Source organism: Sphingomonas prati (genome assembly GCF_014643515.1).
GTDB lineage: Bacteria > Pseudomonadota > Alphaproteobacteria > Sphingomonadales > Sphingomonadaceae > Sphingomonas_R > Sphingomonas_R prati.
Genome location: NZ_BMJP01000002.1, coordinates 538,878 through 559,893, shown reverse-complemented (window position 1 = coordinate 559,893; position 21,016 = coordinate 538,878). Strand labels below are relative to the sequence as shown.

The 21,016-nt window shown below is 68.9% G+C and carries 23 protein-coding genes and 1 pseudogene; 12 read left to right on the top strand and 12 right to left on the bottom strand.

Translation table 11 applies throughout. The annotated features are described in order from the left end of the window. Positions 1-337 precede the first annotated feature (337 nt). Complete coding sequence (locus IEX50_RS10535) at positions 338-766, bottom strand: CBS domain-containing protein (RefSeq protein ID WP_157176820.1); 429 nt, start codon at positions 764-766, stop codon at positions 338-340. A 116-nt stretch (positions 767-882) separates the two neighbouring features. On the opposite strand from IEX50_RS10535, the gene IEX50_RS10530 reads away from it, so the two are divergent. From IEX50_RS10530 to IEX50_RS10520, 3 genes are read left to right on the top strand one after another with little or no spacing between them, the layout of a single operon-like run. Further along, a complete protein-coding gene (locus tag IEX50_RS10530) occupies positions 883-1,170 on the top strand; it encodes a hypothetical protein (RefSeq protein WP_229673893.1) in 288 nt (95 codons plus the stop codon). After that, the gene (locus tag IEX50_RS10525; RefSeq protein ID WP_157176541.1) at positions 1,167-1,571 is read left to right on the top strand and encodes an acyl-CoA thioesterase; all 405 of its coding nucleotides are present in this window, start codon (positions 1,167-1,169) and stop codon (positions 1,569-1,571) included. The genes IEX50_RS10530 and IEX50_RS10525 overlap by 4 nt, the downstream gene beginning before the upstream one ends. After that, positions 1,568-1,891 carry a DMT family transporter gene (locus IEX50_RS10520; protein WP_221237549.1) on the top strand — a complete coding sequence of 108 codons (324 nt, stop codon included), beginning with the start codon at positions 1,568-1,570 and terminating at the stop codon, positions 1,889-1,891. The genes IEX50_RS10525 and IEX50_RS10520 overlap by 4 nt, the downstream gene beginning before the upstream one ends. 66 nt (positions 1,892-1,957) lie before the next feature. Here IEX50_RS10520 and ppa read toward each other — a convergent pair whose 3' ends face one another. After that, the gene (ppa, locus tag IEX50_RS10515) at positions 1,958-2,545 is read right to left on the bottom strand and encodes an inorganic diphosphatase (protein ID WP_076068080.1); all 588 of its coding nucleotides are present in this window, start codon (positions 2,543-2,545) and stop codon (positions 1,958-1,960) included. A gap of 178 nt (positions 2,546-2,723) precedes the next feature. Here ppa and hisS point away from each other — a divergent pair, with 178 nt between their 5' ends. The 4 genes and pseudogenes from hisS (at position 2,724) to IEX50_RS17455 (ending at position 7,861) form a co-directional block, all read left to right on the top strand. Beyond that, positions 2,724-3,977, top strand: coding sequence for a histidine--tRNA ligase (hisS, locus tag IEX50_RS10510; RefSeq protein ID WP_157176542.1), 1,254 nt, complete (start codon positions 2,724-2,726; stop codon positions 3,975-3,977). Positions 3,978-4,139: 162 nt separating this feature from the next. Then, on the top strand, positions 4,140-5,213 hold the full coding sequence (gene prfA, locus IEX50_RS10505; RefSeq protein ID WP_157176543.1) for a peptide chain release factor 1: 1,074 nt from the start codon (positions 4,140-4,142) through the stop codon (positions 5,211-5,213). A gap of 199 nt (positions 5,214-5,412) precedes the next feature. Continuing rightward, a pseudogene (gene prmC, locus IEX50_RS10500) lies at positions 5,413-6,228 on the top strand (peptide chain release factor N(5)-glutamine methyltransferase); the annotation flags it as partial. 301 nt (positions 6,229-6,529) lie between these two features. Then, a complete protein-coding gene (locus IEX50_RS17455) occupies positions 6,530-7,861 on the top strand; it encodes a DUF4167 domain-containing protein (protein WP_198350655.1) in 1,332 nt (443 codons plus the stop codon). Positions 7,862-8,285: 424 nt separating this feature from the next. Here the strand turns inward: IEX50_RS17455 and IEX50_RS10490 are convergent, their stop codons facing one another. From IEX50_RS10490 to ispG, 3 genes are read right to left on the bottom strand one after another with little or no spacing between them, the layout of a single operon-like run. Continuing rightward, positions 8,286-8,768, bottom strand: a complete 483-nt coding sequence (locus tag IEX50_RS10490; protein WP_157176545.1) for a GNAT family N-acetyltransferase — start codon at positions 8,766-8,768, stop codon at positions 8,286-8,288. Positions 8,769-8,774: 6 nt separating this feature from the next. Next, the gene (locus IEX50_RS10485; protein WP_229673891.1) at positions 8,775-9,062 is read right to left on the bottom strand and encodes a putative quinol monooxygenase; all 288 of its coding nucleotides are present in this window, start codon (positions 9,060-9,062) and stop codon (positions 8,775-8,777) included. Beyond that, positions 9,059-10,204: a flavodoxin-dependent (E)-4-hydroxy-3-methylbut-2-enyl-diphosphate synthase gene (gene ispG / locus IEX50_RS10480; protein WP_157176546.1), complete on the bottom strand. Its 1,146-nt coding sequence runs from the start codon at positions 10,202-10,204 to the stop codon at positions 9,059-9,061. Before ispG ends, IEX50_RS10485 begins: the two co-directional genes overlap by 4 nt. A 293-nt stretch (positions 10,205-10,497) precedes the next feature. Between ispG and IEX50_RS10475 the strand changes: the two genes are divergently transcribed. The 4 genes from IEX50_RS10475 to IEX50_RS10460 all read left to right on the top strand — a co-directional run bounded on the left by IEX50_RS10475 (position 10,498) and on the right by IEX50_RS10460 (position 14,193). Next, a complete protein-coding gene (locus IEX50_RS10475; RefSeq protein ID WP_157176547.1) occupies positions 10,498-11,430 on the top strand; it encodes an isoaspartyl peptidase/L-asparaginase family protein in 933 nt (310 codons plus the stop codon). Between the two features lie 218 nt (positions 11,431-11,648). Then, on the top strand, positions 11,649-12,788 hold the full coding sequence (locus tag IEX50_RS10470; RefSeq protein WP_157176548.1) for a calcium:cation antiporter: 1,140 nt from the start codon (positions 11,649-11,651) through the stop codon (positions 12,786-12,788). A gap of 42 nt (positions 12,789-12,830) precedes the next feature. Next, positions 12,831-13,739 (top strand): S1/P1 nuclease, encoded by a 909-nt coding sequence (locus tag IEX50_RS10465; RefSeq protein ID WP_157176549.1) that lies wholly within the window; start codon positions 12,831-12,833, stop codon positions 13,737-13,739. Position 13,740: 1 nt separating this feature from the next. After that, positions 13,741-14,193, top strand: a complete 453-nt coding sequence (locus IEX50_RS10460; RefSeq protein WP_157176550.1) for a hypothetical protein — start codon at positions 13,741-13,743, stop codon at positions 14,191-14,193. A gap of 188 nt (positions 14,194-14,381) precedes the next feature. Here IEX50_RS10460 and IEX50_RS10455 read toward each other — a convergent pair whose 3' ends face one another. The 7 genes from IEX50_RS10455 to IEX50_RS10425 form a co-directional block, all read right to left on the bottom strand. Then, complete coding sequence (locus IEX50_RS10455) at positions 14,382-14,624, bottom strand: hypothetical protein (protein ID WP_157176551.1); 243 nt, start codon at positions 14,622-14,624, stop codon at positions 14,382-14,384. Between the two features lie 162 nt (positions 14,625-14,786). Continuing rightward, positions 14,787-15,332 carry a peptidoglycan-associated lipoprotein Pal gene (gene pal, locus IEX50_RS10450; protein WP_157176552.1) on the bottom strand — a complete coding sequence of 182 codons (546 nt, stop codon included), beginning with the start codon at positions 15,330-15,332 and terminating at the stop codon, positions 14,787-14,789. 63 nt (positions 15,333-15,395) lie between these two features. After that, on the bottom strand, positions 15,396-16,766 hold the full coding sequence (gene tolB / locus IEX50_RS10445; RefSeq protein WP_157176823.1) for a Tol-Pal system beta propeller repeat protein TolB: 1,371 nt from the start codon (positions 16,764-16,766) through the stop codon (positions 15,396-15,398). Positions 16,767-16,768: 2 nt separating this feature from the next. Beyond that, positions 16,769-17,845, bottom strand: coding sequence for a cell envelope integrity protein TolA (tolA, locus tag IEX50_RS10440; RefSeq protein WP_157176824.1), 1,077 nt, complete (start codon positions 17,843-17,845; stop codon positions 16,769-16,771). A 10-nt stretch (positions 17,846-17,855) separates the two neighbouring features. Next, the gene (gene tolR, locus IEX50_RS10435) at positions 17,856-18,350 is read right to left on the bottom strand and encodes a protein TolR (RefSeq protein ID WP_157176553.1); all 495 of its coding nucleotides are present in this window, start codon (positions 18,348-18,350) and stop codon (positions 17,856-17,858) included. 31 nt (positions 18,351-18,381) lie between these two features. Beyond that, entirely contained in the window at positions 18,382-19,071 is a 690-nt protein-coding gene (gene tolQ, locus IEX50_RS10430; RefSeq protein ID WP_157176554.1) for a protein TolQ, read from the bottom strand. Continuing rightward, positions 19,068-19,532 (bottom strand): YbgC/FadM family acyl-CoA thioesterase, encoded by a 465-nt coding sequence (locus IEX50_RS10425; RefSeq protein WP_157176555.1) that lies wholly within the window; start codon positions 19,530-19,532, stop codon positions 19,068-19,070. Before IEX50_RS10425 ends, tolQ begins: the two co-directional genes overlap by 4 nt. 741 nt (positions 19,533-20,273) lie before the next feature. Here IEX50_RS10425 and IEX50_RS10420 point away from each other — a divergent pair. After that, positions 20,274-20,921, top strand: coding sequence for a hypothetical protein (locus IEX50_RS10420; RefSeq protein ID WP_157176556.1), 648 nt, complete (start codon positions 20,274-20,276; stop codon positions 20,919-20,921). Positions 20,922-21,016: the final 95 nt, after the last annotated feature.

Below are 21,016 nucleotides of genomic sequence, written 5' to 3'. Positions count from 1 at the left end.
GTGATCACATAAGCGATCCAGGATTGCCTCAGCGCCTCATCCCGTTTCCGGTGAAGCGCCACTGACAAGAAAGCTTCTAGGCGGACCAACGACGGGGGTCAATATCAAATTGCAGTTTTGTGGCAGAAGGGAGTGGAACCGGCTCAGAATGCCGGTTTGCGGGGGCTGTGGAGGTGGTTGACGGGCTGGGTTGGGGGTTTGGAATTGGCGAATCAGGCGTAGGTGTGAGTCGCGTACCCGCCTCCACAGCTCCGTTCCCCGGCGAAAGCCGGGGGCCTGGACACAGGTGTCTGACCTAGGCCCCGGCCTGCGCCGCGGAACTCACAGGGTGGCTCCCCTACCCCGCGCTGATGTAATCCCGCAGCGCGGCGGCTTCCGCCTCGATGCCGTCGATGCGGTGTTTCACCAGGTCGCCGATCGAGACGAAGCCCACCATGCGCTCGCCCTCCATCACCGGCAGGTGCCGGATCCGCCGGCGGGTCATCAGCGACAGCGCGGCCAGCACCGGCATGTCGCCCGTTACGGTGATCGGCGGCGCGGTCATAACCGACTCGGCAGTCCGGTCGATCACCGCCGCGCCCTCCGCCGCCAGGCAATGGACAAGGTCGCGTTCCGACAGGATGCCGACCACCCGGTCGCCGTCCATCACCGGCACCGCCCCGATCCGGCGTTCCGCCAGGAGGGCCACCACCGCGCGCACGGTCGTATCGACCTGTACCGCAACCACGTCGCCATCCCGTCCCCGCATCATCCGCGCGATCGTCATCTCCGCATCCTCCCTGTCCGGCGCGGCATTGTCCGCGTCCACGGGTTGATGATGCGCCCGGACACGGGATAAGGCCACAGGCTGCACGCATCCGTGCCACCAGCGGGACTATGCCCATGGACGATCCACGCAACCGGCTCGCCGATCCGGACTATGCCGCCTTCGCCTGGGGGCGGTATCGCCGGCTGATGCGCTGGATGCTGCTGGCCGCCGCCGTCGCGATCGCAGCTGCGCTGTTCTACCTGCACAGCGCCGGCGCGCCGTTCACGATTGCGCTGGTCGTCTCGACCATCGCCGGGGTCGGCGGCGTCGTGTTGCTCGGTGCGGCGCTGATGGGGCTGGCCTTCCTGAGTTCCGGCAGCGGCCACGATGCCGATGCCGCCATCCACGAGGACGAAACATGACCGACACACCGATCACCGCACCCGTCGAAACCCGCACTGACGAACCCGTCCTGCGCGTCGTCCCCCGCCCGGGCGACATCAACGCCAACGGTCACATCTTCGGCGGCTGGGTGCTCAGCCAGATGGACATCGCCGCCGGCATCGTCGCGGGCCGCACCGCCGACGGCGCGGTCGCCACCGTCGCGATCGATGCGATGGCGTTCCTCCAGCCGATCCTGCTGCTCGATGTCATCTCGGTCTATGCCAAGGTCGAACGCCGCGGCCGCACGTCGATGTCGATCCGGATCGAGGTCGTCGCCAGCCGGGACCGCGGCCGGCGTGAGGTGAAGGTCACCGAAGGTGTCTTCACCTTCGTCGCACTCGATGAGAATCACCGCCCGCGCCCGTTGCCGCCGGAATGATCGCCTGGGGGCTGCTGCTGCTCGGCGGACTGGGGGAGGTGGGCTTCACCACCTGCCTGCGGTTCGTCGACGGGTTCCGCAACCTGCCCTGGACGCTCGGCTTCCTCGTGTCGGTCGCGCTGTCGATGACGTTGCTGGAGGTCGCCGCGCGCACCATTCCGATGGGCACCGCCTACGCCGTCTGGGGCGGGATCGGCGCGCTCGGCACCGTGATCGTCGGCATGGTGTGGTTCGGGGAACCGGTCACGCCCGTGCGGATCGCGCTCGTGCTGGGCGTCGTGCTGTGCATCGGCGGGCTGAAGCTGACGTCCGGCAGCTGACCCGCACCCATCCTGCCCTACGCCGCCGACGGCGATCGGGGCAGGATGGGGTCTGGTGTCGGAATACTATTCCTTGATCGGCCGATCGCCCTGGAGCTGCGACCCGGGATTCTCACCCTTCGCCTTGGCTTCCTTGGCCGCTTCGATCGCCTCGACGATGATCCGCTTGGCCTCCGCCGTGTCGCCCCACTGGCCGACGCGGACCCACTTCTTCTTCTCCAAATCCTTGTAGTGCGTGAAGAAGTGCTCGATCTGCTGCATCACGATCTCGGGCATGTCCGAGCTTTCGGTGATCTTGCTGTAGTAGGGGAACGTCGCGTCCACCGGCACGGTCAGCAGCTTCTCGTCGCCGCCGGCCTCGTCTTCCAGCTTCAGCACCGCGATCGGCCGCACGCGCACCACCGAGCCCGGGATGAACGGCGAACGGGCCACCACCAGCGCGTCGAGCGGATCGCCGTCGGGCGACAGCGTGTGCGGCACAAAGCCGTAGTTCGCCGGATAGCGCATCGGCGTGTGCAGGATGCGATCGACGAACAGCGCGCCCGACTTCTTGTCGAACTCGTACTTCACCGGCTCGCCCCCAACGGGCACCTCGATGATGACGTTGAGGCTGTGCGGCGGATCGTCGCCGATCGGGATATATTCGATGTTCATGGGTGGGGGGAGTATCGCGGCGCCCGTCTACGCTCAAGCACCATTTAACTGCTTTCTGCACCAGTCATCTGGTATCTGGAACGGATTGTAGGAAACGAACCAGCCGGTCGCACGACTCCGGCCCGCGGCGCACAAATGGTTCCCCGTGCCTGCGATCCGTTCTAGGACGCGGGCCGACATGACCAAGATTGCCACACCCCGCCCGATCCGCGGCACCCAGGACATGCTGGGCGAGACTGCGGACCGTTTCCACCACGTCGTCGACATGTTCGACCGCGTTCGCCGGCTCTACGGGTTCCGCCGCGTCGAGATCCCCGTCTTCGAATCGACCGCCGTCTTCGCGCGCTCGCTGGGTGAGACGACCGACGTCGTGTCGAAGGAGATGTACTCGTTCGACGACCGCGGCGGCGAATCGCTGACGCTCCGCCCCGAATTCACCGCCGGCCTGGCGCGCGCCTACCTGACCGAGGGCTGGCAGCAGCACGCGCCGTTGAAGGCCGCGGTCCACGGCCCGGTGTTCCGCTACGAACGCCCGCAAAAGGGCCGCTTCCGCCAGTTTCACCAGGTCGATGCCGAGATCATCGGCGCGGCCGAGCCCGCCGCAGACGTCGAACTGCTCAGTTTCGCGGACCAGCTGCTCCGCGAACTCGAGATCGCCGATGACGTCACGCTGCAGCTCAACACGCTGGGCGATGCCGCCACGCGCGACGCCTGGCGCGCCGCACTGGTCGCGCATTTCGAGGCACACCGCGGCGAGCTGTCGGAGGACAGCCTCGTCCGCCTCGCCAAGAACCCGATGCGCATCCTCGATAGCAAGGACCCGCGCGACCGCCCGATCGCCGACGCCGCCCCCGGCATCGACGACTCTATGTCGGCGGAGGCGGGCGCGTTCTTCGAGGCCGTCACCCGCGGGCTGGAAGCATCCGGTGTCGCCTGGACCCGCAACGCCCGCCTTGTCCGCGGGCTCGATTATTACCGCCACACCGCGTTCGAGTTCGTGACGGACCGGCTCGGCGCGCAAGGCACCGTCCTGGCCGGCGGCCGCTACGACGGCCTGATCGAGACGCTCGGGGGCCCGCACACCCCCGCGGTCGGCTGGGCCGCCGGGATCGAGCGGCTCGGCATGTTGATCGATGCGCCTGCTACCGAAACGGGTTCAGTCGCGATCATCCCGGACGGCGCGACCGACGCGGAGGCGCAGACCGTCGTCGCCGCACTCCGTCGTGCCGGGATCGCCGCCACGCTCGCCTTCGCCGGCAAGCCGAAGCGCCGGATGGAAATCGCGACGAAGGCCGGCGCGGAATACGCCCTCTACCTGCGCGGCACCGATGCGGCCGAGCCGCTCAACCTCGTCCATATGGCAAAGGACCGCGCCAAGGCCGACGCGATGCTCCCAACGATCCGCGCCGCCCTGCCCGGCACTTACGCCTGATGCCGGCCACCCACGCGAGGCAGGTCCGTACCCCCGACCGTTCCCCGGCGCAGGCCGGGGCCTAGACGCCACCGCTTCACCCAGGCCCGGCCTCCGCCGGGGAACAACATCGTCCCCCTACACGTCCAAGCCGCCAGACAGACCACCGGAACCCCCCACCGCATGACCACCATCACCCCCGACCGCATCCGCCAGATCGAGGCGCGGCGCGACGAGCTGTCCGCGATGATGACCAAGGCGGACCTGCCCGCCGAACAGTTCGTCCAGCTGTCGAAAGACTATGCCGAGATCGAACCGGTGGCGCAGGCCGCGACGAAGGTCCGCGAACTGCGCGCCGCGGTCGACAGCCTGACCGAGATGACGCGCGACGCGGACGAGGACATGCGCCAGATGGCGGCCGAGGAGTTGACGGAGGTCCAGGCCGCCCTCCCCCCCGCCGAACGCGCGCTCGCGCTCAGCCTGTTGCCGCGCGATGCCGCCGACGAACGCTCCGCCATCCTTGAGATCCGCGCCGGCACCGGCGGGGACGAGGCGGCGCTGTTCGCGGGCGACCTGTTCCGCATGTACCAGCGTCATGCCGAGGACCGCGGCTGGCGCGTCGAGCTGATGTCCGCCTCCGCCGCCGACATGGGCGGCTACAAGGAGGTCGTAGCCTCCGTCACCGGCGCCGGCGTGTTCGCCCGGCTGAAGTTCGAATCGGGCGTCCACCGCGTCCAGCGCGTCCCCGTCACCGAATCGGGCGGGCGCATCCACACGTCGGCCGCAACCGTCGCGGTGCTGCCCGAGGCGGAGGAGGTCGACGTCCAGATCGACGAGAAGGACCTGCGGATCGACGTCTACCGCTCATCCGGCCCCGGCGGGCAATCGGTCAACACCACCGACAGCGCGGTCCGCATCACCCACCTGCCGAGTGGGCTGGTCGTGATCCAGCAGGACGAGAAGTCGCAGCATAAGAACAAGGCCAAGGCGCTCCGCGTCCTGCGCTCCCGCCTCTACGACCTCGAACGCGAAAAGGTCGACAGCGCCCGCGCCGGCGCCCGCCGCTCGATGGTCGGCAGCGGCGACCGCTCCGAACGGATCCGCACCTATAATTTCCCGCAGGGCCGCGTCACCGACCACCGCATCAACCTCACCCTCCACCGCCTCCCCGAAATCCTCGAAGGCCATATGGACGAACTCATCGGCGCCCTGATCGCCGAGGACGAAGCCGCCAGGCTCGCAGCGCTCGATGGCTGAGGACAACACACCTTCTAGCCCTCTCCCCCCTGGGGAGAGGGTTGGGAGAGGGGTGGCCACAAGCGATGGTCGTTCAGCAAACGCGAAACAAAGCCCTCCCCCCTCTGGGGGGAGGGTTGGGTGGGGGGCTGCGGCTGGCGGCGACCGTCCCACCAAGAACAACCCCCCACCCCACCCCACCCCCCATGGGGGGGAGGGAGTCCGGTCAGCGCTCGCGCAGGCAACCCAACTCCTCACCCAAAGCACCACCCCCCGCCTCGACGCCGAACTCCTCATGGCCCACGCCCTGAACACCACCCGCGACCAGCTCCTCCTCACCCACCTCGACGCCCCCACGCCGGACACCTTCCCCCCCCTCCTCGCCCGCCGCCTCACCAACGAGCCGATCGCCTACATCACCGGCACGCGCGGCTTCTGGAGCATCGACCTCACCGTCGCCCCCGGCGTCCTGATCCCGCGCCCCGACAGCGAAACCCTGATCGAGGCCGCGCTCGACCATTTCGGCACGCTGGGCCCGCGAACGATCCTCGATCTCGGGACCGGCTCCGGCGCACTCCTGCTCGCCGCGCTGACCGAATGGCCAACCGCCACCGGCACCGGCATCGACGCCAGCCCCGCCGCCCTCGCCCAAGCGCAGGCCAACGCCGACCGCCTCGGCCTCGGCCACCGCGCCCGCATCATGCCCGGCGGCTGGCACGGTACCGGCGACGCCTACGACCTCGTCCTCTGCAACCCGCCCTACATCGGCACCGCCGAACCGCTCGAGCCCGACGTCATCGACCACGAACCGCACGCTGCGCTGTTCGCCGGCGCGGACGGCCTAGACGACTACCGCGCGCTCGCCCCACTCCTCGCCCGCCAGATTGCCCCCGGCGGCATGGCCGCGGTCGAGATCGGCGCAACGCAAGCCCCCGCCGTCACCGCACTGTTCCAGGCCCACGGCCTCGCCACCACCACCCGCCACGACCTCGCCGGCCGCGACCGCTGCATCGTCGCCACGCCCGCAAAGCCGTAAGGTAACGCCCCCACCGAACTGGAATTCCACCCGCACCCCCGTAATTCCGCTTGGAATCGGCCTCGGACCTGCCTAGAGGTTGTACGGGGATCAGGTTCCAGCGGCGGATGACGCCCGGACATGGTCGCCACCACCCCTATCTGCACCGTCGCCTCTGTCCGGGGCGCGGACAGGCAAAGGGCCGAAGCGTCTGCGGTCACCGGATCGCATCACTGCTCCGGACGGTGCCGGCACACTCCACGGGATGGGCCCGGCATGACGAAGTGGTGAGAAACATCCCACGTACGACAAGGACAGCGACTTGATCAACAATCGCCAGAACGGCCGCCGTGGCCGTGGCCGCAACGGTGTGCGTCCCCAGGGCAGCGGCAGTGGCGGGGGGACCGGTCGGCCCGAACAGGGCAACCGGATCGACAATCGCGCGCGCGGCAACGCAGCGCAGCTGCTCGAGAAGTACAAGGCGCTGGCCCGCGACGCGCAGATGGCCAGCGACCGCGTCATGACCGAATATTATCTCCAGTTCGCCGACCATTATTTCCGCGTGCTGGCCGACACCCGCGCGCGCATGGACGAACAGCGCCGCCCCCAAGGCGAGCCGCAGGGCGCTAACAGCTACCAGGACGATGACTACGCCGACGACGGCGAAGGCGACATCACCGACAGCTTCGACGATCCGCGTCCCGACCAGCAGCCCCGCTACCAAGACCGCCAGGACCGCGGCCAGAACGGCCAGGGCCAGAATGGCGGCCAGCAGGGCCAAGACCGCAACCGCGGCGACGGCCAGGGCTACCAGCGCAACGGCAACGGCAACGGCCAGGATCGTCAGGATCGCAACCGCGACGGCAACGGTCAGCAGGGGAACCAGCAGGGCTATCAGGACCGCGGCCCCCGTTCGGACCGCCAGGACCGCCAGCAAGCCGACGGTCAGGACCAGAACGGCTACGCCCAGGATCGTGGCCCCCGCCCCGACCGCGGCGACCGCCAGGACCGTCAAGACCGCCCGCGCCGCGACGGACAGCAAGACGGCCAGCGCCAGGACCGCGGCCCGCGCCAGCGCGACGACGGTCAGGAACGCGGCAACGAAGGCCAGACCTACCGCACGATCCGTGCCGAGGGCCGCGCCGAAGGCCCCACGGACCGCGACCAGCAGGATGGCGCCGACCGCACCGCCACGCGCCCGTCGTCCGATCGCGGCCCCGTCGCCTCTCCGCTCGCCGCGTCGCAGCCGGCCCCCCAGCCGATGCAGCAGCCCGCCCAGCCGGCCGGCGAGACCGGCGAAGCGGCCCCCCGCCGCCTGCGCACCCGCCGCCCCGCGGCTGATCAGGCAACGCCGGACTTGATGCCGCCGGTCGAGGCCGCGCCCGCGCCCGCGCCGATGGCCGCCCCGGAAGAGGCCGCCGCCGAAGCCCCGCGCCGCGGTCGCCCGCGCACCCGCGCAGCGGCCCCGACCGAGACGGACGAACGGATCGATCAGCTCGCGCTGCCGCCCGCCTTCCTCTCCACCCCGGCCGCCGCGGAACCTGCCCCCCGCCCCGAACCGGTCGCCGCCGATGCCGGCGCGACGGAAGACAAGCCCCGCCGCCGCCGCCGCCCCCGCGCGGAGATCGACGACACCGGCGACGTCGCCGCCTGAACCCAAACGAAAAGGGGCGGTGCATCCAACGATGCACCGCCCCTTTTCTATGTTGCACCCTAGCCGCGGGGTCTGAACCAATCCAACGCCCCGTCCTGGCCTACGCCTCGGCCCGGCAGATGCGATCCGGGCCATTGATGGTCACGCGGTGCGGGCCGCTGCCCTATCTAGCGGCTTGGACAAGTAGAGCGACGATGTCGTTCCCCGGCGAAGGCCGGGGCCTAGGCGCAGCGGTTGCATCTAGGCCCCGGCCTGCGCCGGGGAACCGTCAAGGTGGAGTTGGCGGCGCCGTATCGAGTACGTTCACCGCTCTCGCGTATCCCCGCGCAGGCGGGGATCCAGGTCGGAGCGTGGACCTAGACCCCCGCCTACGCGGGTGTACGGATGTGTGTCGCGAGCGGGGCACGCATCCCAGATCCGAACGCTACCCCGCCGCCAACCGCTCCAGCGCAGCACCCTCGATCCGCCAAGGCTGCCACCCGGTCGAAGGCCGCGCCCCGATCGCCTCGTAAAACCCCGCCGCGGTCTCGTTCCAGTCCAGCACCGCCCAGTCGATCCGCGCGCAATCGCGCCGCACGGCCTCACGCGCCAGGGCCCGGAACAACGCCTTGCCCGCCCCGGTCCCGCGCGCCGCATCCGCCACGAACAGGTCCTCCAGATACAGGCTCGGTCGCCCCGTCCACGTCGAATAGGTCTGGAACCACAAGGCGACCCCCACCACCGCCCCATCCAGCACCGCGACATGCGCAAACACCTGCGCACCCTCACCGAACAACGTCTCACGCAGCGACGCCGCCGTCGCCTGCACCGCATCCGGCTCCCGCTCATACACCGCCAGCGCAACGATCAGCGCCAGCACCGCCGCCACGTCGCCGGGTTCCACCCGCCTGATCGTAACCTCCGTCATCTGCCGCTATCTGATCCGCGCCATCGTCTCAAGCCGGACGGGTTCCGCCAGCCAGTCGGCATAAGACCGGAACACCGCGGCGGTGTAGGGCTGCGCATGATGCAGGCGCAGCGCCGCGTCATCCGCCCATTCCTCGTACAGATAGACAGTTGCGGCCGCGTCATCGGCATGCACGACGAACTGCAGGCACCCCGCCTCCGCCAGCGTCTGCGGCACGATCGCCAGGATCGCCGCCTTTGCCTCATCGAAATGCGCGGGCCTCAGCACGATCCGCGCCATCGCGATCAGGCTCAAGCTGCCACCCCCTGCTGCGCTTCCGCCGCCAACTCCGCGGCCGCTTCCGCCGCCTCGATTTCGGCCGCCTTGGCTTCCACCAGCCGGACGATATGGTCGACCATACCCTCGTCCTGCACCGTGTGGTCGGTGATCCCCGACAGATACACCATGTGCTTGCCGGCCCCACCGCCGGTCAGGCCGATGTCGGTCTCGCGCGCCTCGCCCGGGCCGTTCACGACGCAGCCGAGTACCGACAGCGACAGCGGCGTAGCGATATGGCTCAGCCGCGCCTCCAGCGCCTCGACCGTGCGGATCACGTCGAACCCCTGCCGCGCACAGGACGGGCACGACACGACCCGCACGCCGCGCGTCCGGATGCCGAGCGCCTTCAGGATCTCGTAGCCGACCCGCACTTCCTCTTCGGGTTCGGCCGACAACGACACGCGGATCGTGTCGCCGATCCCGAACCACAGCAGCGATCCCATCCCGATCGACGACTTCACCGTCCCGCCGATCAGCCCGCCCGCCTCGGTGATGCCCAGGTGCAGCGGGCAATCGACCTGCTCGGCCAGCTGCTGATACGCCGCCACCGCCAGGAACAGGTCGGACGCCTTCACCGCGACCTTGTACTCGTGGAAATCATGGTCCTGCAGCAGCTTGATATGGTCCATCGCGCTCTCGACCAGCGCGTCCGGGCACGGCTCGCCATATTTCTCGAGCAGGTGCCGCTCCAGGCTCCCGCCGTTCACCCCGATCCGGATCGAACAGCCGTTCGCCTTCGCCGCGCGCACGACCTCCGCCACGCGCGCGCTCGACCCGATATTGCCCGGGTTGATCCGCAGGCACGCCGCGCCCGCGTCCGCCGCTTCCAGCGCGCGTTTGTAGTGGAAATGGATGTCCGCCACGATCGGCACCTTGGCCGCCCGCACGATCTGCTTCAGCGCGACGGCCGACTCCACGTCGGGCACCGACACCCGCACGATGTCGACGCCCACCTCCTCGCACCGCCGGATCTGGTCCACGGTGGCGCGCACGTCGGTGGTCGGCGTGTTGGTCATGGTCTGCACCGACACCGGCGCATCGCCCCCGACGGGGACTTTCCCCACCATAATCTGGCGGGACGGACGACGGACGATATCGCGCCACGGACGGAGGGACATGGGTTTTCCCGGATGGTTGGTGTCCGACCTATATAGCGGAGTACGCCCGAAAGCCCAAGCAAAGCCCCCTCCCTCTCAAGGGAGGGGGTTGGGGGTGGGTGCAACAGCACCTCAAACGCACCGTATCAGACACGCCGAACCGCGATCCCATCAGCCCCTCTCCTTCAGGGGAGGGGTTGGGGTGGGGGCAACAGCACCTCACCCATAACCTTGCGACGATGAAGAGGTAGCCCCCACCCCAACCCCTCCCCTAAAGGAGAGGGGCTAAGAAGAACCAACCGGAGCCCAGCACAATGACCCCCACCACCCCCCGCTGGACGCTCGTCCTGCACGGCGGCTCCGGCTCGATGACCCGCGACACGCTCTCGCCCGAAGCCGACGCCGCCGGCCGCGAAGGGCTCCACGCAGCCCTCCTCGCCGGCAGCCGGATCCTCGCCTCCGCCGGCTCCGCGCTCGACGCGGTCGAGGCCGCAATCCGCGTGCTGGAGGACGATCCCGCCTTCAATGCCGGCCGCGGGTCGGTCTTCACCGCCGACGGCACGATCGAATGCGATGCCGCGATCATGGACGGCTGCGACCGCCGCGCCGGGGCCGCCGCCGGGCTCACCACCACGCGCAACCCGGTCACGCTCGCCCGCGCCGTCATGGAACGCAGCCCGCACGTCCTGCTCGCCGGCCCCGGAGCCGACACGTTCGGCCAGGAACAGGGCCTCGATCAGGCCGACCAAACCTGGTTCGCCACCCCCGAACGCCGCCGCCAGCTCGACGAGATGCTCGCCAATCCCGACGGCGCGTTCGACATCGGCATGAAATACGGCACAGTCGGCGCGGTCGCGGTCGACGGCGAAGGCCATGTCGCCGCCGCCACCTCCACCGGCGGCCTCACCGCGAAAAAATGGGGCCGGATCGGCGACTCCCCACTGATCGGCGCCGGCACCTATGCCGACGACCGCGCCGCCGCCGTTTCCTGCACCGGCGCGGGCGAATATTTCATCCGCCTCGGCGTCGCGGCCGAGATCGCCGCCCGCGTCCGCCTGTCCGGCACCACGATCGAGGACGCGGCGGACACCATCATCGACGAACTGGGCGAACTCGGCGGCAAGGGCGGCGTCATCGTCGTTGGCCCCGACGGCTCCGGCGGCTGGGCGTTCAACACCCCCGGCATGTACCGCGCCATCGCTACCCACGACGCCCCCCCCGAAGTCGCGATCTACGGCGACGAGTGAAGCGCAACCTAACCCCCTCCCCCCACCGGGGGGAGGGTCGGGGCGGGGGGCTTGGCTTGGGGTGAGCGAGCCTCACTCAAGAACTCCCCTCGCAGTAACGGCGAACTCCCCCCAACCGCTTCACCCAGAAAAGCCCCCCACCCCAGCCCTCCCCCCGACGGGTGGAGGAAGCCACCTCACCCTCGACCCACCGCCCCCCTGTCGCTAACCTTGGCGTCATGAAGCTCTCCACCCTACGCCTCCCCGCCGCATGGGCGACCGTCGCCGCGGCCCTCCTCGCCCCGACCATCGACCCCGCCGCACTCGGCCCCGCGCTCGCCGGGCTCCTGTTCGCCTGGCTGCTCGGCATCATCTTCTGGTCCGCGTTCGGCGTGGTGCACGAGGCGGAGGAGCTGGCCGAGGCGCTCGGCGAACCGTTCGGCACGCTCATCCTGACGCTCTCGATCGTGATCATCGAGGTCGCGCTGATCGCCGCCGTCATGCTCGGGTCGAAAGACGTCCCCACGCTCGGCCGCGACACGATGTTCGCGGTGCTGATGATCGTGCTCAACGGCGTTGTCGGGCTCGGCCTCCTGATCGGCGGCCTCCGCCATCACCAGCAAAGCTACAACCTCCAGGGCGCCAGCGCCTATCTCGCGATCACCATCCCGCTGTCGATGATCGCGCTCGTCATCCCCAATTTCACCACCACCACGGTCCGCGGCACGCTCTCCACCGCGCAGTCCGGGCTGTTCTCGCTGCTGACGGTGGCGCTCTACGGCGTCTTCCTCTGGCTCCAGACCGGTCGCCACCGCAGCTTCTTCCGCCCCGTGCCGGCCGGCGCCGCCCCCGCCGCGCTGCCACCCGCCGAAGGCGCCGACGCCCCAGCCACCCCGATGCCGCACGCCGACGCCGCGACGTCGAAATCCACCACCGGCCGCCACGTCGTCCTGCTGCTCGCCAACATCCTGCCGATCGTCATCCTGTCGAAGAGTCTCGCCAAGCTCCTCGACGCCGGCATCGCCGCACTCGGCGCCCCCGCCGCGCTCAGCGGTGTCGTCATCGCCATGATCGTGTTCACGCCGGAGGCGATCTCCGCCCTGCGCGCCGTCCACGCGAACCAGCTCACTCGCGCGATCAACCTGTGCCTGGGGGCCGCCGCCTCCACGCTCGGCCTCACCGTGCCGGCGGTGCTGCTGATCGGCGTGCTGACCGGCCAGTCGGTCGTGCTCGGGCTCTCGTCCGCCAACATGGTGCTGCTCGCGATCACACTGGTGCTCAGCACGCTCACCTTCTCCGGCACGCGCACCACGATCCTGGAGGGCACAGTGCACCTGTCCATGTTCGCGGTCTTCCTGATCCTGGTGTTCGCCCCCTGATCGCTGCTCGCTTTCATCCCACGACGGGCGTAGCGGAAAGCCATGATTCGCCCCTTTCGCATCGCCGCGCCGTTGCTGGCCTTTGTCGCGCTCTTCACCGCCGGCCCCGCCGCCGCGTGGTGGGAATATGGCCACCAGACCATCGCCACGATCGCGATGGCGGAGGTGAGCCCCAAGACCCGCGCCGCGATCCGCCGGCTGATCGCGCAATCGCCGCAGCTCCGCACCCCGACCTGCCCGATCCGCTCGATCGAGGACGCCAGCGTCTGGCCCGATTGCGTCAAGCCGCTCGGCGACCGGTTCAGTTACGCCTATAGCTGGCACTATCAGAACGTCGACATCTGCAAGCCGTTCGACATCAAGACGCCGTGCGCCGACGGCAACTGCGTCTCCGCACAGATCGAACGCGCCGCCCGCATGCTCCACGACGCGAAGCTGCCGACGGTCGACAGGATCGAGGCGCTCGCCTTCCTCGTCCACTTCGTCGGCGATCTGCATCAGCCACTCCACGCCGGCGACCGCTCCGATCGTGGCGGCAACGATCAGCCCGCGAACTACGGTATCATGGCCGGCCGCCGGAACCTGCACACCGTGTGGGACGGGCTGCTCGCCGATCGCGCGATCTCGACGCCCCCCGGCGGCGCGCTCGGCGTGCTGTCCGAAATCCCGGCCGCCGATCGCCCCGCCGCCGCCGCGGGCAGCGTGGCCGACTGGTCGCGCGAAAGCTGGCAGGCGTCGCACACCGCCTATGCCGACCTCCTCGGCGGCGACGGCTGTGGCCCGCAACCGGCCGGCCGCCCGACATTGTCGAACGAGGCGATCGCCCGCGAAATCCCGCTCGCCCGCCGCCAGGTCGCGCTCGGCGGTCTCCGTCTGGCCAAGCTCCTCGACGAGGCGCTCGGCGACGTCGCACCCGATCCGTCGCGCGTCCCCCGCCCGCGCCGCCGCTGAGATGCGTTATTTCCTCGACACTGAGTTCAACGGCTTCGGCGGCGAACTGATGAGCGTCGGCCTGGCCGCCGAACATGGCGACGACGACTATTACGTCGTCCTGCCGCTCCCCGACCAACTCCACGACTGGGTCGCGCGCCACGTCGTCCCCTATCTGCGCAGCGTCCCGCCGATGCTTCACACCGAACTTGACCGCATCGCCGCCGCGCACGACATCGCCAACTATCTCCGCGCGGACCGCGACCCCGTCATCGTCGCCGACTGGCCGGAGGATATCGCGCTGTTCTGCCGCCTGCTGATGACCGCGGAGACCGACGTCGTCGACCTCCCCGGCCTCCGTTTCGAATATCTCCGCACCCCCGGCTTCTCCACTGCCCGCAACAGCAAGGTCCCCCACAACGCCCTCCACGACGCCCGCGCCTTGCGCGACTTCGTGCTGGGGAGTGAGCGGTAGGGATTAGGAATCAGCTAAGGAGCACGCGTCCCGCACTACTCAACCGCATCCCGGACTTGATCCGGGATCCAGGATCACAAGCGCTGCCGACCGAGGTAGCGCAACAACAAGCCCCCTCCCTTTCAAGGGAGGGGTTGGGGGTGAGTGCAACAGCACCCAAACGCGACCTCAACGGAAAAGCAGAAACCTCAACGCCCCCACCGCCAGCGCCACCGCCCGCCTTCGGTGTGCCGCGCCGCCAGCAACACCATCACCGCCACGATGGCAAGGACCGCGCCACCGCCGACCGCACCATCCAACCAGTGCCGCGCCACGACCAGCGCCCCGACGCTTCCGACCAGCAAGGCCCAACCCTGCCAGGCCACCGGCATCCCCGCGCCATAGCCAAACGACTTCGCCCGAAACCAGACCTGCCTGCCCGTATCCGCCATGACGACCGTTCCAAGTTCGGCGCAAAGTTACACCTGGAGCGAACAGCCTTCAACGAGGATCGCAGCCGGGACGACTGGCGCGCTTCTAGGTCTCGAAGCCCCAGCCTCGCAGGTACCAAGCCGGGCGCACGCATCGCACCCCCGGCCCGGCCCCCGCCGCAATCACATGGAACCCGCGCCGACCGGCACCACGGTCACCGCACGGCGGTTCTGAGCGTATGCGCTCTCGTCCGAACCGGTCGCGACCGGCCGTTCCTTGCCGTAGCTGATGACCGAGATCCGGCTCGCATCGACACCGTTCGATGCCAGAAAGTTCTTCGCCGAATTGGCGCGGCGATCGCCCAGCGCCAGATTATACTCGCGCGTCCCACGCTCGTCGCAATGCCCCTCGACGGTCACGCGGACGTTCGGGTTGCGCTGCAGCCACTGCGCCTGGCGCAGCAGGATCGCCTGCGCTTCGGAATCGACGTCGGAACTGTCGGTCACGAACAGCACCGTGTCGCTGCCGGCCTGCGCGATGAAGTCCGCGCGGCTGCCGGGCACCGCGGCGCCACCGATCGCGCCACCGGTCGGCGCGTTGTTCGTGCCGTCGTCGATCATGCCCGAACCGGCGGGGGGCGGCGGCAGGACCGCAGGCTTCTTCTTGGCGCAACCCGCGACCGCGACCAGCATGGTGCCGGCCAGGACCAGTTTCGTCAGATGGTTCATGTTCGGTCTCCCTTGAACATTCGCGGCCCCGCCTCGGCCTTTAAGAACAGTCTGGCGGATGCATCAGGGCAGCAACGGCCCCCACGCAGGATCGGATCCGTCGAGCGGGGTCGGCACCGGGCGCAGGTTCTTGCCGGTCAGGTCGACCGACCACAGATCCGCTTTCCCGCTGCCCTGCCCCGTCCGGAAGAACAGGATGACGCGGCCATTGGGGGACCAACTGGGCCCCTCGTCCTGCCACGCGTTCGTCAGGATGGTCTCGTTGCCGCCGCCCGGCGTCATCGTCCCGATCCGGAACCCGCCCCCGATCTTGGTGAACGCGATCAGGTCGCCGCGCGGGCTCCACACCGGCGTGCCGTAGCGCCCCCCGCCGAAGCTGATCCGGTTCTGGCCCGATCCGTCCGCGCCCATCACATAAAGCTGCTGCCCGCCCGAACGGTCGGATTCGAACACGATCCGGCTGCCATCCGGCGAATAGCTCGCACCCGTGTCGATCCCCGGCGACGTCGTCAGCCGCTGCGGCGTGCCCCCGCTGGTCGGCACGCGGTAGATGTCGGTATTGCCGTTGACCGACATCGAAAACACGATCGACCGCCCGTCCGGCGAGAAGCGCGGAGCAAACGTCATGTTCGGCTGGTTCACCACCAGCCGCTGCTTGCCGCTGCCCACGTCGTAGACATAGATTCGCGGCCGGTCGTTCTCGAACGACATGTATGCGATCGTCTGCTGGTTCGGCGCGAACCGCGGGGTCAGCACGATCGACCGGCCGTTGGTCAGGAACCGGTGGTTGGCACCGTCCTGGTCCATCACCGCCAGCCGCTTCAGCCGCCGCGTCTTCGGCCCGGTCTCCGACACATAGACCACGCGACTGTCGAAATACGGCCCCTCGCCGCTCAGCCGCGTATAGACCTGGTCCGCGCATTTATGCGCCGCGCGCCGCCACTGCGCCGGCGGCACGACGAAGCCCTGCCGCGTCAGTTCGGTCTGCGCGAACACATCGTACAGATAGCAGCCAACCGTCAGCGTCCCGTCGCCATTGGCCTGCACGAAACCCTGCACCAGCGCCTGCGCGCCCGTGCTGCCCCAGCCGGCAAAGTCCGGCGCGGTCACCTGCGGGAACGACACGGGGCGCAGCGCGGACCCGACCAGCGGTGTGAACAGCCCGCTGTTGCGCAGGTCGTTGGTGATGATCTCCGACACCTGCCGCCCCAGCGACGCGGTATCGCCGGCGGGCGTGCCGGCCGCGGCGGGTGTCGGCATCACCGGCACCGCGATCGGCATCGGCGCGGAGATCCCGCCGACCACGTCGACCTCGAGCGGTCCGCTCGATGCGCCGGCGGGGGGCGCGGCCGGTGCAGGCGGCGGCGTCTGAGCGACCGCGGTCCCGGAAGCCAGCAGCGCGATCATGATCGAAAGGGTGCGCGTCATGTCCATCCTCATCCGGGCAGCTTGTAGCGTATCACGATATCGTTCCAACCCTGCCCGTTTCCGACCTCGTAGAGTTCGGGCGGCAGTTTCAGCGGCGAACATTCGCGTGCGATGCCGATCGCCAGTTCGCCGACGCGCGTCGCGTACCGGCCATTCTCGTCGTCCGTGCCGGTCTGGCCCAGCACCGTCGGCGCGGTCGCCAGCGTCCCGTCCTTGCGGAACTGCAACCGCATCCGCGTCACGATCCGGTTCGATCCCGGCCCGGGGCTCGACCGCCGGTCCGCGCACGGCAGCAACTGCCGCTGGATCGCGCCGACCAAGCCCGCCATCTGCGTCGCGCTCACCGTCGCGGCGCGCGGCGTCTGCGTCTTGCTGGTGCTCTTCTCTGCGGTGATCCCCTTCAGGAAATCATCGCCCAGCGCCGCACCCGCGGTCCGCTTGCCCGTGCCCGCCCCGGCCTTCGCCGTCGCGGTCGCGGCCTTGCCGGGCGCCGGCCGGCCATTGCTCTTGGACGGTGCCGCCTTCGACGGAGCAGCCTTGGACGGCGCCGCCTTGCTCGGTGCGGCCTTGGCGGGTGCGGCCTTGGCCGGCGCGGGCTTGGCCGGCGTCGGTTTCGCCTTTGCGGGCGTCGGTTTCGGCGTCGGCTTTACCACCGGCTTGGGCACGGGTTTCGGCACCGGTTTCGGCGCGGGGGTGGGCTTCGGTTTCGGTTTCGGCGTGGGTTTGGGCGTCGGCGCGGGGGCCGGCGGGGTCGGTTTCGGCTTCGGCACCGGCACTGGGTCCGGCTCGGGTGCCGGCGGCGGCGGCGTCGGGCGCGGTTCGGGAGGCGCGGGCTCGGCCTCCGCGGCGGACGCTTCCTCGGGCTTGCCCAGCTCGGGCGCTTCGGACTGCGCGGGCACCTCGGTCGCCGGTTCGGGCGCGCCGGACACCAGCCCGACCTCGTCGGCGAACTGGATGTCGATCGGGTCGCTCACCGGCTTCGGCGGCAGCGGTTTCGGTGCGAGCAGCCCCAGCGACAGCACCGCCAGCAGCGCCGCATGCGCCGCAACCGATATGGCGAGGCCCGCCTTCTCCGACCGTTCCATCGTCATCGGGTCAGCGTGCGCCCGCCGCCGTGTCGCCGGTCGACACGGCACCCGCCGCCCCGCCACCGGACACTTCGGCACCGACGGTCACCAGCGCCACCTTGTTCAGCCCCGCGGCGTTCAGCTCGCCCATCACCTTCATCACGCGGCCATAATCCAGCTGCCGGTCCGCACGCAGGAACACCTGCGGCGGATCCTTGCCCGCGCCGTCCGCGGCCGCCTGGGCAAGGCGCCCGGGCAGATCGGCATCCGACACCTCGGTCTCGCCGATGAACACGCGGCCCTGCCCGTCGAGCGACAGCTGAATCGGCTCCTGCTCCTGCTCCAGCCCGCCCGCGCGGCTTTCCGGCAGCTCCACCGGCACGCCCGCGGTCAGCAACGGTGCGGTCACCATGAAGATGATCAGCAGCACCAGCATCACATCGACCAGCGGCGTGACGTTGATCTCCGCCATCGGCGCGCGCCGGCCGTTCGACCCGCGCCCGGAAATGGGACCCATCGCCATCAGCGCGCCCCCGCGCCGGACCGGTCGCCCCTCACGCCTCCAGCTCCCGGCTCAGCGTCGCATGGAACCCGTCTGCAAACCGGTTCAGCTTCGCCTCGAACCGGTTCAGCCGGTGCGTCAGGCGGTTGTAGGCGATGACCGCGGGGATCGCCGCGAACAGCCCGAGCGCGGTCGCGAACAGCGCCTCGGCGATGCCCGGTGCCACCACCGCCAGGTTGGTCGACTGCTTGCCCGCGATATCGGTAAACGCGCGCATGATGCCCCACACGGTGCCGAACAGCCCCACGAACGGCGCGACCGACCCGATCGTCGCCAGCACGGAAATGCGGTCGTACAGTCGGTCCATCTCCGCACCGACCGATGCCGCCATCGCGGTCGCCAGCCGGCTGCGCGTGCCCTCGCGGTCCACCACCTTGCCCGCGGTCGACCGCCGCCACTCGCTGACGCCCGCGGAAAACACCCGCGCCGACGGCAAGTCTTCCTTGCCCGCGCCGTCGTACAGCCGGTCGACATCCTCCGCCTTCCAGAAATCGCGCTCGAACGCCTCCGACTTCGCCCCCACGCGGCGCAGCTTCATGCCGTGGCCGATGATGATCACCCACGTCCAGATGCTGGCGAGGGTCAGCCCGATCATCACCGTCTTCACGATGATGTCGGCCTGCAAGAAGAGCGTGATCGGCGACAGCATGGATGCGCTCGTCGTCACTTCGATACCGGTCATGCGCCTTGGTCGTCCTCTGTCAGTCGTTCGAAAATCTCGGTCCACGCGCGCGGTTGCCGCCGTGGGCGCCCGCCCGGTGCCAGGAACGCCGCGGTCACCTCCGCCGTGGCCAGAACCTCGTCACCGTGCATGACTGTCTGATGAATGACGCAGGTCGCCGCGCCGGATCGCACCACGCGGCTGACCACCTGCAACGCATCGTCCAGCCGCGCGGGGCGGAGATAGCGGATCGCCAGGTCGGCGATGGCGTAGGCGCCGGTCCCGTCGTCATGTGCCGCCCGCTGGTCGATCCCGGCGGCGCGCAGCATATCTGACCGCGCGCGCTCCATGTAACGCAGATAGTTGGCGTGGTAGACGACCCCGGTCAGATCGGTATCCTCGAAATACACGCGCAGCGCGAACCGGTGCTCCGCGCCCACAAAGCCCCCCGCATAGGGCCGGTCCAGATCGTCCCGCGTCATGTCGGCGGGTCTAGCGGTTAACGAAAACGAGACAACCCGATTCCGGGCGGGCGAATGATCCCTGCAGAGATGCCTGCCGACCCGCCGGTTACCGCTAAGCCGAAATAATCTCACGAAACACCGCTTGCTCCGCTCGGAACGATCCTGTCATCTAACTGACGCGCGAATGTCGTTAGTCGGCGTCGCAAATGAAGCACCGGGGAGGGGCGTTGTCTTGTTCAGTCAGGGTTTGCGAAGAATAATATCGAATGCCGGTTAGGGCCATATTGTCTCGGGGGAGACCGCAGAGGGACATCTGATCGCGTGCCAGTATCAGCATGTCCGGCCGGGCACATATCGCGTGGAATTCGATCTGGCCGTTTTTCCTGCGACCGGGGGGCCATCGAATCCAGCGGACGTCGTGGCCGAGATCGACGTGGTGGCGGCGTCCGGAATGGCGGTCCTGGCCAAGTACGTGGTCGCGAGGGCCGATCTCGGGCTGGATAAACGGACAGTCTCGCTGGATATTATGCTGCGCGAATTCAGGTCGCTCGAATATCGCGTCCAGGCCGCGGGCCGTGGGTCGATTAAGGCGTGGGAGCCGCGTCTGATCAAGGTTTCCGACCAAATTGATCCCTGGCGCCCGCCGATCCGCAGACCGATACCACCGATCCGGTGGAACTGGCGCGACAGGTCCACGCCGTGCTCCGCCTCCTCGAACCAAAGGCGGCAGTGGGATATGCCAAGATCCGGCTCGGCAACGTGGGCGATGGCGGCTATGTCTCGCTCGACGATTTCCGGTCAGGCGACATCGCGTTATCGCTCGGCATCAACGACGATATCAGCTGGGATCTGGATACGGCAGACCGCGGACTGACGATCTACCAGTTCGATCACACGGTCGACGATCCCGCCCCGCATGATCCGCGGATGATCTTCCATAAAAAGATGATCGGCACGCACAACGATTGGGGCACGCAGCGGCTGGCGGACCTTGTCCACGCGCACGACAAGCGCGAGGCGCGCCCGAATCTCGTTCTCAAGATCGATATTGAAAGCAGCGAGTGGCCGGTATGGGACGACATGACCAAGGAAGAACTCGGCCGCTTCTCCCAGATCCTGTGCGAGATCCATTCTCTCAACGATCTTGGCAATCTCGAATCACGACGGCGCATCCATCGCTGCCTTCAGAAACTGCACAGGAACTATGCCGTCATTCACGTGCACGGGAACGTCTGCGGGGGCATCACGAACATCGGAAACGTGATCTTCCCGAGCGTCCTGGAGGTCAGTTTCGCAAACCGTAGTTGCTATGATTTTGTCGCGACGGACGAACTGTTCCCCACCTCGCTTGACGCGTCGTGCGACGCCAACGCGCCGGACATGTTCCTTGGCGCCTTCCGGTTCTGATGCGGTAGGCAAGAGGGCGATAGTCGCGCGTTCCATTCAGCCGCGCGCGCATTTCCAGACCTCTCGTCGGGTTCGCTGACGGAACTGCTGCCGAC

Bases quoted from the DNA above. Each gene is read 5' to 3' on its own strand.
- IEX50_RS10535 (WP_157176820.1), bottom strand. From the start codon at position 766: ATGACGATCGCGCGGATGATGCGGGGACGGGATGGCGACGTGGTTGCG.
- IEX50_RS10530 (WP_229673893.1), top strand. From the start codon at position 883: ATGGACGATCCACGCAACCGGCTCGCCGATCCGGACTATGCCGCCTTC.
- IEX50_RS10525 (WP_157176541.1), top strand. From the start codon at position 1,167: ATGACCGACACACCGATCACCGCACCCGTCGAAACCCGCACTGACGAA.
- IEX50_RS10520 (WP_221237549.1), top strand. From the start codon at position 1,568: ATGATCGCCTGGGGGCTGCTGCTGCTCGGCGGACTGGGGGAGGTGGGC.
- ppa (WP_076068080.1), bottom strand. From the start codon at position 2,545: ATGAACATCGAATATATCCCGATCGGCGACGATCCGCCGCACAGCCTC.
- hisS (WP_157176542.1), top strand. From the start codon at position 2,724: ATGACCAAGATTGCCACACCCCGCCCGATCCGCGGCACCCAGGACATG.
- prfA (WP_157176543.1), top strand. From the start codon at position 4,140: ATGACCACCATCACCCCCGACCGCATCCGCCAGATCGAGGCGCGGCGC.
- IEX50_RS10490 (WP_157176545.1), bottom strand. From the start codon at position 8,768: ATGACGGAGGTTACGATCAGGCGGGTGGAACCCGGCGACGTGGCGGCG.
- ispG (WP_157176546.1), bottom strand. From the start codon at position 10,204: ATGTCCCTCCGTCCGTGGCGCGATATCGTCCGTCGTCCGTCCCGCCAG.
- IEX50_RS10475 (WP_157176547.1), top strand. From the start codon at position 10,498: ATGACCCCCACCACCCCCCGCTGGACGCTCGTCCTGCACGGCGGCTCC.
- IEX50_RS10470 (WP_157176548.1), top strand. From the start codon at position 11,649: ATGAAGCTCTCCACCCTACGCCTCCCCGCCGCATGGGCGACCGTCGCC.
- IEX50_RS10465 (WP_157176549.1), top strand. From the start codon at position 12,831: ATGATTCGCCCCTTTCGCATCGCCGCGCCGTTGCTGGCCTTTGTCGCG.
- IEX50_RS10460 (WP_157176550.1), top strand. From the start codon at position 13,741: ATGCGTTATTTCCTCGACACTGAGTTCAACGGCTTCGGCGGCGAACTG.
- IEX50_RS10455 (WP_157176551.1), bottom strand. From the start codon at position 14,624: ATGGCGGATACGGGCAGGCAGGTCTGGTTTCGGGCGAAGTCGTTTGGC.
- pal (WP_157176552.1), bottom strand. From the start codon at position 15,332: ATGAACCATCTGACGAAACTGGTCCTGGCCGGCACCATGCTGGTCGCG.
- tolB (WP_157176823.1), bottom strand. From the start codon at position 16,766: ATGGACATGACGCGCACCCTTTCGATCATGATCGCGCTGCTGGCTTCC.
- tolA (WP_157176824.1), bottom strand. From the start codon at position 17,845: ATGGAACGGTCGGAGAAGGCGGGCCTCGCCATATCGGTTGCGGCGCAT.
- tolR (WP_157176553.1), bottom strand. From the start codon at position 18,350: ATGGCGATGGGTCCCATTTCCGGGCGCGGGTCGAACGGCCGGCGCGCG.
- tolQ (WP_157176554.1), bottom strand. From the start codon at position 19,071: ATGACCGGTATCGAAGTGACGACGAGCGCATCCATGCTGTCGCCGATC.
- IEX50_RS10425 (WP_157176555.1), bottom strand. From the start codon at position 19,532: ATGACGCGGGACGATCTGGACCGGCCCTATGCGGGGGGCTTTGTGGGC.